Origin of the sequence: Roseburia sp. 1XD42-34, from assembly GCF_009917385.1 — a bacterium.
GTDB lineage: Bacteria > Bacillota > Bacilli > Bacillales > Amphibacillaceae > Virgibacillus.
Window position 1 is genome coordinate 36,726 of the sequence record NZ_QWLJ01000009.1, and the last position, 12,534, is coordinate 49,259.

Consider the following 12,534-nt stretch of genomic DNA (forward strand, 5'->3'; position numbering starts at 1 on the left):
AGCGCACAGTTAGATACAAAAAAGCAAAGTGGTTATGGCGCTATGATATGCAACACTTTGGGAAAAGAAGTTAACACTTCAGCTTCCCCAGCGTTATTAATGTAGACTTCGTCTTCAATTCGAACTCCGCCATAGCCGGGAATGTAAATGCCTGGTTCTATAGTGAAAACGAATCCTGCTTTCGCCAGCTCCTCGTTATTTTTATGAATAGAAGGCTCTTCATGGACTTCGATACCAAGTCCGTGGCCGACTCGATTATTGAAATAATGACCATACCCATTCTCATGAATGACATTTCTTGCTGCCATATCAAATGTTTTTAAAGGAACGTTTTCCTTTACGGATTCGATGCCAGCAATATTAGCATTTAGCACGGTTTTATAGATCGTTTTTTGTTTTTCAGTCGCCTCACCGATAACAAAAGTTCGTGTAATATCTGAACAGTAACCGTGTTTCGTTAATACGCCAAAATCAATGAGTAGGAAATCACCATTTTGTAATGTTCGATCTCCAGGCACACCATGTGGTAAGGCAGCTTTTTCTCCTGTAAGAACAATGGTAGAGAAGGAAGGTCCTACTGCACCAAATTGTTTCATCAAGTACTCTAACTCTGCAGCTAGCTCTATTTCCGTCATGCCAATTTTTACTCTTTTTATTCCTTCTGTTAGAACATTCTCGATAATGGTGACGGCTTCTCTTAAATACGTTATTTCTTCCTTTGATTTACAAGTCCTTTGTTGATTCATTACAGGTTGAATATCTTTGTAATGAGCATTTGGAAATCTGGATTGCAACTGCCTATGTTGAAACATGCTAACTGCTTTCATTTCCAAACCAAACCAATGTACCTCATGATTTAATGCGTGCTTTAAAATCTCATACGGACTTTCCTCATCACTAATGGATACGATGTTAGAAATAGCTGCTTCACTCGCTGCTATATCCTTATCTAGAGCTGGGACAAATAGAGCGGTTGTATCGTTCGAATTATTTATTAGTAGTGCCATAAAACGTTCATGTGGATCTGAAAGAAAACCAGTATAATAAAACACATTGGCAGGTGAAGTTATCATAATTACGTCTAAATTCATTGGAGCTAAAGTTTGTTTTAGTGCAGATACCCGTGCTTCGTAATCGATCGTCATCGTTATTCCTCCATTTTAAAAACTCTCTGTTTGAACAATTACCTCAAGCCCAAATTCTTTATATTATATTATAGTTGCGTCATTTGTACTTGGCACTTGGCGAGCCTCCCATTGTTTGTGAATGATGTTCCTTCCTATATCGACTTTAGGATGAAACCGAATGGCAGCTTGCTTTCTTGTTTCATGCACCTTTTTTATCGAATCCTGTAGATTTTCGACTAAACCTTGTTTTCCTGAGGCGATTGCCATGGAGTAACCTGCGACAACTCCTTGCGAAATCGCTATTTTTGCACCTTCAATCCCTGTAATATTTCCGGCAACATACAGACCTTCAATAGGAGTTTCCATTTTTTCATTATGTATTGGAACATAACCACCAAGTTCATCCACATAGTAGAAAGGGCAATCGGCAACACCAGCCAGCTCAGCTAGCGGGTATAGCCCTCCAGCGATACAGACAAAATCACAGGCTATACTTTCTTCGGTTCCAGAAACAGGGCTACCGTTTATATCAATGGTACGAATGATAACACCTTCTACTTGGTTTGTACCATAGATCTCTGTCACCGCTTTTCGTAACTGGATCGGGATGCCCCACATACTTATCCCACTTTTGGGGTAAAGCCGAATGCCAAGCTGTCTCATGAAAGGATTGGTCATGAACTTACTGCCGATTCGTAAGAACTTGGAAGGGGCTAGATGGGATGCATGTAATAAAGCCTCCATTACTTCTTTAGGGCGGGAATGCTGGTGTGTTAATTGATTTAATGGAGGGAGTGCCATAGCAACGACATCGATTCCAGCTAACTGCAATTCCATTGCAATTGCAGCAGACAGCACATTCACTCCGATGATCATTCCTTTATCTCCCGGTTTTACTCGATGCACATTTGTCATCACTTGCGCTGCACCTACAGACATAACCCCTGGTAATGTCCATCCGGGAAGAGGTACAGGTGATTCTGCTGCTCCCGTAGCAAGTAACAATTGTTTGCTTGTATAGACTATGTTTTCGGTATAAATAATCCATGATGAGTCTTGACGTTCAATGTCATAGACAACTGTTTGCAAAATAATTTTTACACCTTCATTCACAGCTTGCTCATTTAGTTTGACGGATTCTTCAAGCCCATTCCACCAGTTGCCATTAGACTCTTGGTATAATTGCCCCAATAGCCTTCCACCCGGCTTCATATATTCATCTATCACTAATACGTGTAAACCTTCTCGCGCAGCTGTGCTCGCTGCAGCTAATCCAGCTGGTCCCGCGCCAATCACGATAATATCATACATGGTTTCCACTCCAATCTCTAACAGGAGTGGCGAACCGCTTACCGCTTTGTACAATCATACCTTCTTTTATCGGTGTTAGACAAGCCCGCTTCCCCTGAATTCCATTAACGGTGACTCTGCATTCAAAGCAATGTCCGATATTACAATAAATACCACGTGGTTTCGCGGTTTCCTCATGGTTTCTAAGTGTACGAATACTGTTTGCCAATAAAGCAGCAGCAATAGGTTCGTTTTCGACCCCTCGAATTATCTGATTATCAAATGTAAAGGTTACGGTTTTTTTCCTACCCAATTTTCCAAGAATAGGATGATTTTCTATCCGAGTCATGGTGTTTTGCCTCCTAATTTACCGAATGGAACCGGTCGTACAGGAGCTTGATATTTTAATGTCACTTGGTTTCGATTTTTTTCTCGCTTATCTATTCCGAATGCTTCTATCATGGTACGGCAGGTTCTCCCACCACAAAAACCCATTCCAGCTCGAGTGCGTAATTTCAATTCCCGAGCAGAGCAGTTATACGTTGCTGCCGTTAGCTCTAATTCTGAAAGAGTAACTTCTTCGCATCTACATACAATTATTTCTTTTTCATCCACAATACTCATCCCCCTAGAATCTCTTTTGTATAACTTACCAGCAAAAACTATGCCAAACCACAGGCTTATCCTTGAATCCCTAATTTCTTAAGACGGTTATACAACGTAGCTCTCGTGATGTGTAAATTTTTGGCACAAAGCAGTTTGTTTCCACCTGCTTTTTTTAGTTCTTGTAAAATAATCTTTCTTTCTACTTCTTCTAATCTAGTACTAAGTGCAAGATTTGCTGCAGATTCTGATGGGATATTAGACGGTGTATGACTTTGGTGAACATCAAATGGCAATTCTTCTAGATGAATCTCCCCATCCTCTGCAAAAACGACCAATCGTTCCATTACATTTTGCAATTCGCGAATATTTCCTGGCCAGCTATGCTGTAGCAGTGCTTGCATCACTTCTTGAGAGATTCCGTGAATCGGCTGTTGGTACTTAATTGATATTTCATGAAGAAAATAATGGGTTAATTCAATAATATCTTCTGGTCGTTGTCTTAATGGAGGGATTTCGATACTAATAATATTTAATCGATAATAAAGATCCTCTCTAAATTTGCCTTCGGTTACTAACGCTTTTAAATTCTTGTTCGTTGCAGCGATAACGCGAAAATCAACATGTATTTCCCTCGTTCCTCCCACACGATAAAAGGCTTTTTCTTGTAAAAGTCGTAATGTTTTAACCTGCATTTCCAGTGGCATTTCGCCAACTTCATCTAAAAATAACGTGCCCCCTTGAGCTAACTCAGCTTTTCCTTTCTTTCCTTTTAAATCGGCTCCTGAAAACGCTCCTTTTTCATAGCCGAAAATTTCACTTTCAAACAGTGAAGACGGAATTGCACCGCAATTAATGGCTACAAATGGTGCCTCCTCAGCTTCGCGTATATGATGTACTGCTTTTGCAAATAATTCTTTTCCTACACCACTTTCCCCGTAAATAAGAATGCCTGTGTCCGTAGCAGCTGCTTTTTTTATTTTATGAATGGTACGATTTAAAACTGGACTGTTGCCGCGTATAGCTTGAAATGGATCTTCTTTGGCTGTTAATTTCGTTACTTCTTTTTCTAAATGGAAGAGTCTTTCTCTTGCTTGGTATAATTCTTTATTTAAGCGTATTTGACTTGTGATATCGGTTTCAGACACAACGGCGCCAATGATGGTATCGTTTAAACGGACGGGGTTGGAGTTAATTAATACGACTTGATTTTCTCTTGCTTGATGCTGATGGTGGTAGACTGATGTCCCTTTTTCTAACGTATTTAAGATTTCCAACCTTTCTCGACTAAAAAAATCAGTGATCGATTGCCCGATGATCTTCTCTTTATTGACGGAAAATAATTGCTCAGCGCCCTTTGTCCAACCAATGACTCGCTTGGAGTGATTGATCACGGTGCATGATTCATCCACTGTGTCTAGAATGGTAGATATGTATGCTTGTAACTCGCGGAAATTGGTTAATAATTGGGGAATAAATGCAGTTACGTGGATATACCCGATCATTTCATTGCTATTTCTTTCTAGCACAACCAAGCATGAATATTCTTGTAGGTACTGTACAATGCTCTCTACTGTGCTATCATTTTTTATCACTTTGCAAGGAAGAAGATCAAAGTTCGTTTGATGATTGGAAAATACTAGTTGATAATAAGATGTACCTTTGCGATAAAAAATCTTTTCATTTTGTTTTGATAAAGCATAGAGCGGATGTTTTTTTTCCTCCGTAATTAGATTATCGACAAGCATAAAATTAGTAGAAACAAATGTTTCCGTAGTCGGAAGTTTTGTAAGCACTATCAATTCCCCTCCAATGTGTGAAAAAATATTTACACTTCTAAATTATTTTTACATAATTGTGCGAAATTTTCAATCTCTTTTGCTGCTAATTTTTATTTGAACATTTTATCCCGTAAATAAGGTGCTGTAATATTCCCACTTCAGGAGTAGGCTAATTTGTACTGCAATAAATCTAAAGGGGAGATAGCAGTACCTAAATATCCTCATTTCATAAGCGACCTTTAGGTCATACCATTACGGTACGAACAAGCCGTTGGGATGGATGAAAACTTCCACTGGTGGAAAATACATTTTATTTACTCACTTTTCCAAGATAGGAGGTTTCAAGTGTGTGAAGGTCTCTCTTTTTGTGCGGGATAGCGAGTTTATTCGTTTATGTGGAATAAAAGGCATCGCAATACTTCCATGTCAAGGGACGAGGTGAATTAAGAGACCGAAGTGAGATAACGACACCTAAGTGCTCAATTCGCTCAAGTAAACCATCATTACGCGATAACAGAACCTCACTGAGGAAGGTTTCAAACTTTTTGGCATGAATTTTGCATTAATTTGTGGGGAGGAGGTGGAAACGGAATGGAACGTACAACGCATTGTGATGTCATCATTATTGGCGGAGGAATTATTGGTGCTGCAATCGCTTATTATAGTGCGAAGGATGGGCTAGATATTACAGTGTTAGAACAAAATGAATTAGCTAGTGGGACTTCTTCCAGATGTGACGGAAATATTTTAGCGATTGATAAAGATCCAGGTTTCGATAGTCAAATGTCGTTAAAAAGTCAGCAGTTAATACATGAGCTAGCTCAGGAGCTAGAGGTTCCATTCGAATATCGTAACCCAGGAAGTATTCTCGTTTGTGAAAACGAGCAAGAGCTGGAAGCCGCCCAGCAGTGGGTGAATCAACAACGGGAAGCTGGGCTGGATTTTCGTATGCTTGATCGAAATGATTTAAAGAATGAATCAGCTTACTTTGCGGATGATTTATCTGGTGGATTAGAGTGTAAAACAGATTCAACAGTAAATCCATATATGCTCACCTATTCTTTGTTCTATAGTGCAAAACAGCTTGGAGCAAAGGTCCGCACGCATACGGAAGTGGTGCAAATAATTCAAGATGAGAAAAGGCAATTTACTATCGAAACAACAGCGGGAAAATTTACGGCAAATAAAGTGGTGAATGCTTGTGGTGTGTGGGCGCCAATTATTGGAGAAATGTTGGGAGTAAACATTCCAATTCATCCTAAAAAGGGTCAATTAATAGTGGCTTCCAGGCAACATCCTGTCGGTCTGAGAAAAGTAATGGAATTTGGTTATTTGATATCCAAGTTTGGCGGAGAAAGGCAAGTCGATAACTTAACGGAAAAGTATGGAATAGCCTTGGTATTTGAACCGACCGAAAGCCAAAATTTTTTGATTGGTAGCAGTCGCCAATTTGCTGGTTTTAATCTCAAAGTGAATCATGAAATTAGCCAACATATAGCAAAGCGTGCGATTCGTTTTTATCCGAAAATGGCGGATATGTTGGTTATTCGGACATATGCAGGGCTGCGACCGTGGACAGAAGACCACCTTCCTATTGTATCGTCTGTTGAAGAGGTTCCTGGTTTTTATATCGCTGCGGGTCATGAAGGTGACGGGATTAGCTTAGCAGCTATTACTGGGAAGGTAATGGCGGAGATGCTAGCGGGGGAGGAAACATCAATTTCGATGAAGGCATTAAGATATGAGCGCTTTAAGGAAAGAAAGGGTCGTGAATTAAGTGAAATATAATAAGTTGTTTACAACCATCGATACCCATACTGGGGGAAACCCGACTAGAACTGTTTTAACGGGTTTACCTAACTTAAATGGGAATACGATGTCTGAAAAAATGCTGGATATGAAAGAAAATCATGATTGGATTAGAAAATTTCTCATGAATGAACCACGGGGTCATGACGTCATGTCAGGGGCGTTGCTGGTAACACCTTGTCATCCAGATGCTGACGTGGGAGTAATATTTATCGAAACAGGTGGATATTTACCAATGTGTGGGCACGATACAATTGGCTTTTGTACCGCTTTAATTGAAGCTGGAATGGTAGAGGTATTTGAACCTTATACTTATATTCATTTGGATACTCCTGCTGGGTTAGTGAAAACGAAGGTGAAAGTAACAGATGGTAAAGCGATAGAGGTCACCTTTACAAATGTACCTTCCTTTTTATTCACAACCATTGAAATAGATGTAGAAGGAATTGGAAAAGTGCATTGTGATATCGCGTATGGTGGCAATTTTTATGGCATTATTGATGCGCGACAACTCGATATCAGTTTAACAACAGACAATGCCTCACAAATTATTGAGCATGCGATCACTATACGTAATAAGATAAATGCAAACGTACAAGTAGTGCATCCGCTTTATCCTTTTATTAAAGGATTAACACATATTGAATTTTTTACAGCTCCAGTAAACCCAAAAGCAGATTTGAAAAACACCGTAATTGTTCCGCCTGGTGGCATCGATCGCTCGCCATGTGGGACAGGGACTTCTGCAAAATTAGCTACCATGTTCCGGCAACAGGAAATTGGTGTGGAAGAACCCTTTACATATGAAAGTATTGTCGGTACCTTATTTCAAGCAAGGATACTAGAGGAAACGAAAGTAGATGAATATATAGCGGTGATCCCAGAAGTAACCGGTTCAGCGTGGGTAATGGGCATACACCGATTTTTTTACAAGGAACATGATCCATTGAACGAAGGTTTTTTGCTTATTCCGCCAATGGAAACACATGACTGAGGAGGGAAGCGGTTGGATGTAAATAAAATAATGAACACATATGATGTCCATGTAGCGGGTGAAGCATTTCGAATTATCATTCATTCTCCGTTCCATTTACACATGACAGACTGTATTTCTTTAGAAGCAATTTTAAAAAGTTATTTTTTAACAGAGATAAGAATGTTATTGAATGAACCGAGAGGGCATCGGGGGATAACTGGATGTGTAGTTACACCATCCCAACAAGCCGATTTTGGTATCGTGTTTTTACATCATTATTATGAAACATATTTTAGTTATAGTGGGTTATTCGCTGCATTAACAATGCTTTTAGAAACGGGAGCATTAACGATATCTAATAGTGGAAAATATGCCATTGAAACTTCGCAAGGCATCTACCATTTGTACACTAATAAGAAGGGAAATGAGATTGTAAGCATGCAAATGGATCTTCAAATGGGTGAAGTAGTAGAAAATACGGACGAATGGAAACGGGTGCAGGTGGATCGATTAAGGAACTATTATGTTTTTAAATTACCTTCGTCCATTCCAGCTATTTCATTGCAGCATCTAACCCCAATAACAAATTGGGTAAAATCAGTATTACGTGATTTTCATGGAAGGGGTGACTTTACTGGAATCATTTTAAGTGAAGCTATAGGTGAAGGGAGGTTTTGTTCTGTTACATTTGAGGGGGATGGATTTATCTTACGTTCCCCGGGAGTAGATAGCACTATTGCTTTACTGACAGTAGCAAGGGCAAAAGGTAAAAAACATCGCCAACTTATTCATGAGAATCTTGTTGGTAGCAGGGTGACTGCAACAGTCACGGATGGAATGTGTACTGTTCCATTGCGACCGGTTTTAACTGGTGAACATCAGTTTGTCTTGCAAACAGGAGATCCATTAGAGGAAGGTTTTTTACTAAAGTAAATATAGGGATCTATGAATTCGCTTCACAAAAAGGGGGGAAGGATGGAAATGAATAGACGTTTGCCTACATTGGCGGAAGTTTTGTTTGTGCTTATTTCGTTTGTTTTGATTATGTTTTTATTTGTCGTACAGTTTTCGATTCCAATCCAGCTAGGTTTGTTAACAACGTGGTTCGTCATCATGCTTGTAGGTTGGAAAATTGGTTATTCGTATAAAGAGATGCAAGCTGGTTTACTTAAAGGGGTGTATGACGGTTCTGAAGCAGTGCTTATTCTCATTTCAGTTGGTGCACTTATTGGAACATGGATTGCAGGAGGAATTGTTCCGAGTATCATTTACTATGGCCTTACCATCATCCAGCCAAGTATTTTTTTAGTCGCAGCGTTCATCATTTGTGCGATCACATCGATAGCAACAGGTACCTCGTTTGGTTCAGCAGGTACAGCAGGGATTGCGATGATGGGCATTGGTGCTAGTTTTGATTTACCTGTAGCATTAGTGGCAGGGGCGGTTATTTCAGGATGCTATGTAGGGGATAAAATTTCACCTTTATCCGATACGACTGTCATGTCAGCTTCTTTGTCAAAGGTGAACCTTATGGAGCATATTAAATCCATGCTTACTGTAAGTGGCCCAGCATTCTTACTTACAGGCATTCTATTTTTACTTACTGGTTACTTTTTTCTCGATAGTTCTGGAGACTTATCGCAAGCGAATGCTACGATGGCAGCACTAAATGAGCACTTTACTATTAGCTGGTATATGTTAATTCCGGCGATCCTTGTTATTGGATTATTGGCGATGAAAATGCCAGCTATTCCAGTTATATTATTTGGTGCTTTACTTGGCACAATATGGGCTTATTTGTTTCAGAATATCGCTTTGTTAGAAGCCTTTAAGATTCTATACCAAGGTAGTGAAATTACTTCTGGCGTAGAATTTATTGATAACTTGTTAAATCGTGGTGGCATTGTATTTATGCTGGATGTCATCGTCTTAATCATATTTGCACTTGGTGTTGGGGGTTTAATGGAAAAGGTGGGAATCTTGCAAGCGATTTGCTTAACGATGTTACGTTGGGCTAATAGTGCTGGAAAAACGACCGTAACAACTTTATTAGCTGGATTTTTTGGAAACTTTTTTGGTGGTGCTGCTTATGTTTCGATCATTACTGCAAGTAAAATTACCGAAGAGAATTATGATCGTTTACATATTGATCGTCGTGTGCTATCAAGGAATACAGAAGCAGGGGGCACGATGACGACACCAATGGTTCCATGGTCAGATGGTGGAGTATTCATGGCAACAACACTTGGAGTGACAACGCTGGCTTATTTACCATTTCTATGGTTTAACTTTTTAGTCATCTTGATTACGATTATTTATGGATTTACCAATACATTTATTTGGTATACCAAAGCGCATGGGGAACCAAAAGCAAATCAGTTGGGTGCAGAGCAAGCTGGAAACTTATAATGCAAGTTAAAGAGGGCTGAGAAAACAACGGTCTCAGAATGATTACTACGTTCTTATGAAAGCGAACAAATAATCATAAAAATAAATAGGGGAGGAAGGAACATGAAACAACTAGAAGGGGCATTTCCTGTTCTCGTTACACCAATGTTTGAACAGGAGGAGGTGAATGTTGACGGCTTAAGATCCAATATTGAACATTTTATTAACCAAGATGTAGCAGGATTAGTTGTCAATGGAAGTACGGGAGAATTTGTTAGCTTGGAGAAGCAGGAAAAATTGCAATTGATGGAAGCAGCAGTAGAGCAGGTAGGTGGAAGAGTGCCTTTAATTGTTGGAACAGCTGCAGAAACAACAAAAGATGCGATTATGTATACCCAATATGCTGAAGAGATAGGAGCAGATGCGGCGTTACTAATTAATTCGTATTATGCTCATCCAAAAGATGCGGAAATTTATGAGCATTTTAAGGCAGTGGCGAATGCTGTGACCTTACCAATTATGATTTATAATAATCCGTTTACATCAGGTGTTGACATTGGAACAGAAACCATCTTACAGGTGGCTCGGGATGTCGATAATATAACTCATATTAAAGAATCGAGCGGGGAAATTCGAAAAGTACGCGATATTACAAGACAGGGTAAAGGCGATATTCAAACGTTCTGCGGAGCCGATGATCTGGTGTTAGAGTCTCTTCTAGTTGGAGCTACAGGGTGGATTTCTGTTGCGGGCAATATTGTTCCAAAATTAGCTACCCAATTATTTCATAGCGTACAGCAAGGGGAATTGGATAAAGCATGGGATTATTATGATCAAATCCTCCCGTTGTGTAATTTTTTGGAAGGTTCGGGAAAATATGTACAGATTGTCAAACGGGCGATGGATTTGCAAGGGCTTGCGGGAGGACCATCAAGAAAACCAAGGTTACCATTAAATCAGCAAGAAGAAGCAACATTAAAGCAGATTTTATTGCAGCTTGAGCAGTATGTAACAATATAAAAAATACAAATGGAGGAGAATTATAGTATGGTCACATCGCAAATGAATTTAAAATCGAATGTAAAAGCTTTTTTGGAACAAGCGGTTGGATTATATATTAATGGGGAATATGTACCTGCTAAAAATGGGAGAACATTTCCAGTATATAACCCTGCTACGGAAGAAGTTTTAGTAGAAGTTAGTGAAGCACAAGGAGAGGATGTTGATCTGGCTGTAAACGCAGCGAAAAAAGCGTTTGAGAGTGGAGAATGGCCGCGATTATCAGCTGCCGAGCGTTCGCATTTGATTTATAAATTTGCTGATTTACTGGAAGCACATAAAGAAGAATTAGCACAATTGGAAACACTTGATAACGGCAAGCCTTACCACGTTGCGCTAGAGGATGACATTGCTGGTACTGTAGAACATTTTCGTTATTACGCTGGGTGGGCGACAAAGGTATTAGGGCAGACAGTTCCCATTTCTCCAGATTATTTAAATTACACAGTTCATGAACCTGTTGGTGTGGTTGGGCAAATAATTCCTTGGAATTTCCCACTATCGATGGCTTCGTGGAAACTTGGATCCGCTTTGGCAACTGGATGTACCACTGTGTTGAAACCTGCAGAACAGACGCCGCTTTCTATATTGTATGCTGCTCAATTATTAGAGGAAGCTGGTTTTCCAAAGGGAGTTGTGAATATTGTCCCTGGGTACGGTGAAATTGCGGGGGAGGCAATTGTAACGCATTCTGGGATAGATAAGTTGGCTTTCACAGGGTCTACGAGTGTTGGAAAATCCATTATGTGTAAGGCTGCAGAACATGTTAGAGATGTGACACTCGAATTAGGTGGAAAATCACCAAATTTAATTTTAGAAGATGCAGATGTTGAAAAAGCAATGGTAGGTGCTTTTGAAGGAATTATGTACAATCAAGGACAAAACTGCAGTGCTACATCTCGAGTCTATGTACACCGCAAGCATTACGATCGTGTTGTTGAAGCGTTAGTCGAGCGTGCAAACGCAACAAAACTCGGTAACGGACTGGAAGCCGATACGGATATGGGACCGCTTGTTTCAAAAGAACAATTTGAGCGTGTGCTTCACTATATTGAAATTGGCAAAGAAGAAGGAGCTAAATTAGTAGCTGGTGGTGAAAGCGTTGGGAATAAGGGATATTTTGTTAAGCCGACGGTATTTGCAGACGTAGAAGATGATATGCGGATCGCAAGAGAAGAGATATTCGGACCAGTTGTTGCTGTCTTCCAATTTGATACGACAGAGGAAGCAATTAGAAGAGCGAACGATAGTCATTATGGATTAGCTGCTGCGGTATGGACCGAAAATATTCGAACTGGACATCAAGTAGCCAGAAGATTAAAAGCAGGAACGGTTTGGATTAATGATTGTAATCAGGAAAACCCAGCTGCGGCATTTGGTGGATATAAACAGTCAGGGATTGGGAGAGAGATGGGAAATTACGCTCTTGACAACTATACTGAAGTCAAAAGCATTTGGGTGAATTTACAATAATTGAGAAGCGGATATTCATATGTAACTT

Annotated in this window: 11 protein-coding genes; 6 read left to right on the plus strand and 5 right to left on the minus strand. The window is 39.8% G+C overall.

The window, feature by feature from the left end; all coding sequences use genetic code 11:
- Positions 1-32: 32 nt before the first annotated feature.
- From D1839_RS06940 to D1839_RS06960, 5 genes are all read right to left on the minus strand, one after another.
- A complete protein-coding gene (locus tag D1839_RS06940) occupies positions 33-1,145 on the minus strand; it encodes a M24 family metallopeptidase (RefSeq protein ID WP_120379185.1) in 1,113 nt (370 codons plus the stop codon).
- A 63-nt stretch (positions 1,146-1,208) separates the two neighbouring features.
- Positions 1,209-2,438, minus strand: a complete 1,230-nt coding sequence (locus tag D1839_RS06945) for an NAD(P)/FAD-dependent oxidoreductase (protein WP_120379186.1) — start codon at positions 2,436-2,438, stop codon at positions 1,209-1,211.
- On the minus strand, positions 2,431-2,766 hold the full coding sequence (locus D1839_RS06950; protein WP_120379187.1) for a (2Fe-2S)-binding protein: 336 nt from the start codon (positions 2,764-2,766) through the stop codon (positions 2,431-2,433). The genes D1839_RS06945 and D1839_RS06950 overlap by 8 nt, the downstream gene beginning before the upstream one ends.
- Positions 2,763-3,032 (minus strand): (2Fe-2S)-binding protein, encoded by a 270-nt coding sequence (locus tag D1839_RS06955; protein WP_199689998.1) that lies wholly within the window; start codon positions 3,030-3,032, stop codon positions 2,763-2,765. The genes D1839_RS06950 and D1839_RS06955 overlap by 4 nt, the downstream gene beginning before the upstream one ends.
- Positions 3,033-3,097: 65 nt before the next feature.
- Positions 3,098-4,816, minus strand: a complete 1,719-nt coding sequence (locus D1839_RS06960; RefSeq protein ID WP_199689999.1) for a sigma-54 interaction domain-containing protein — start codon at positions 4,814-4,816, stop codon at positions 3,098-3,100.
- A gap of 576 nt (positions 4,817-5,392) precedes the next feature.
- On the opposite strand from D1839_RS06960, the gene D1839_RS06965 reads away from it, so the two are divergent.
- The 6 genes from D1839_RS06965 (at position 5,393) to D1839_RS06990 (ending at position 12,506) form a co-directional block, all read left to right on the plus strand.
- Positions 5,393-6,589 (plus strand): NAD(P)/FAD-dependent oxidoreductase, encoded by a 1,197-nt coding sequence (locus tag D1839_RS06965; RefSeq protein ID WP_120379188.1) that lies wholly within the window; start codon positions 5,393-5,395, stop codon positions 6,587-6,589.
- Positions 6,579-7,604: a proline racemase family protein gene (locus D1839_RS06970; protein ID WP_120379189.1), complete on the plus strand. Its 1,026-nt coding sequence runs from the start codon at positions 6,579-6,581 to the stop codon at positions 7,602-7,604. Before D1839_RS06965 ends, D1839_RS06970 begins: the two co-directional genes overlap by 11 nt.
- 12 nt (positions 7,605-7,616) lie before the next feature.
- Positions 7,617-8,519, plus strand: coding sequence for a proline racemase family protein (locus D1839_RS06975; protein ID WP_120379190.1), 903 nt, complete (start codon positions 7,617-7,619; stop codon positions 8,517-8,519).
- Between the two features lie 48 nt (positions 8,520-8,567).
- A complete protein-coding gene (nhaC, locus tag D1839_RS06980; protein WP_199690000.1) occupies positions 8,568-9,995 on the plus strand; it encodes a Na+/H+ antiporter NhaC in 1,428 nt (475 codons plus the stop codon).
- 102 nt (positions 9,996-10,097) lie between these two features.
- The gene (gene dapA / locus D1839_RS06985) at positions 10,098-10,994 is read left to right on the plus strand and encodes a 4-hydroxy-tetrahydrodipicolinate synthase (protein ID WP_120379192.1); all 897 of its coding nucleotides are present in this window, start codon (positions 10,098-10,100) and stop codon (positions 10,992-10,994) included.
- 27 nt (positions 10,995-11,021) lie between these two features.
- A complete protein-coding gene (locus D1839_RS06990) occupies positions 11,022-12,506 on the plus strand; it encodes an aldehyde dehydrogenase family protein (RefSeq protein ID WP_120379193.1) in 1,485 nt (494 codons plus the stop codon).
- Positions 12,507-12,534 lie beyond the last annotated feature (28 nt).

Bases quoted from the DNA above. Each gene is read 5' to 3' on its own strand.
- D1839_RS06945 (WP_120379186.1), bottom strand. From the start codon at position 2,438: ATGTATGATATTATCGTGATTGGCGCGGGACCAGCTGGATTAGCTGCA.
- dapA (WP_120379192.1), top strand. From the start codon at position 10,098: ATGAAACAACTAGAAGGGGCATTTCCTGTTCTCGTTACACCAATGTTT.
- D1839_RS06990 (WP_120379193.1), top strand. From the start codon at position 11,022: ATGGTCACATCGCAAATGAATTTAAAATCGAATGTAAAAGCTTTTTTG.
- D1839_RS06965 (WP_120379188.1), top strand. From the start codon at position 5,393: ATGGAACGTACAACGCATTGTGATGTCATCATTATTGGCGGAGGAATT.
- nhaC (WP_199690000.1), top strand. From the start codon at position 8,568: ATGAATAGACGTTTGCCTACATTGGCGGAAGTTTTGTTTGTGCTTATT.
- D1839_RS06950 (WP_120379187.1), bottom strand. From the start codon at position 2,766: ATGACTCGGATAGAAAATCATCCTATTCTTGGAAAATTGGGTAGGAAA.
- D1839_RS06940 (WP_120379185.1), bottom strand. From the start codon at position 1,145: ATGACGATCGATTACGAAGCACGGGTATCTGCACTAAAACAAACTTTA.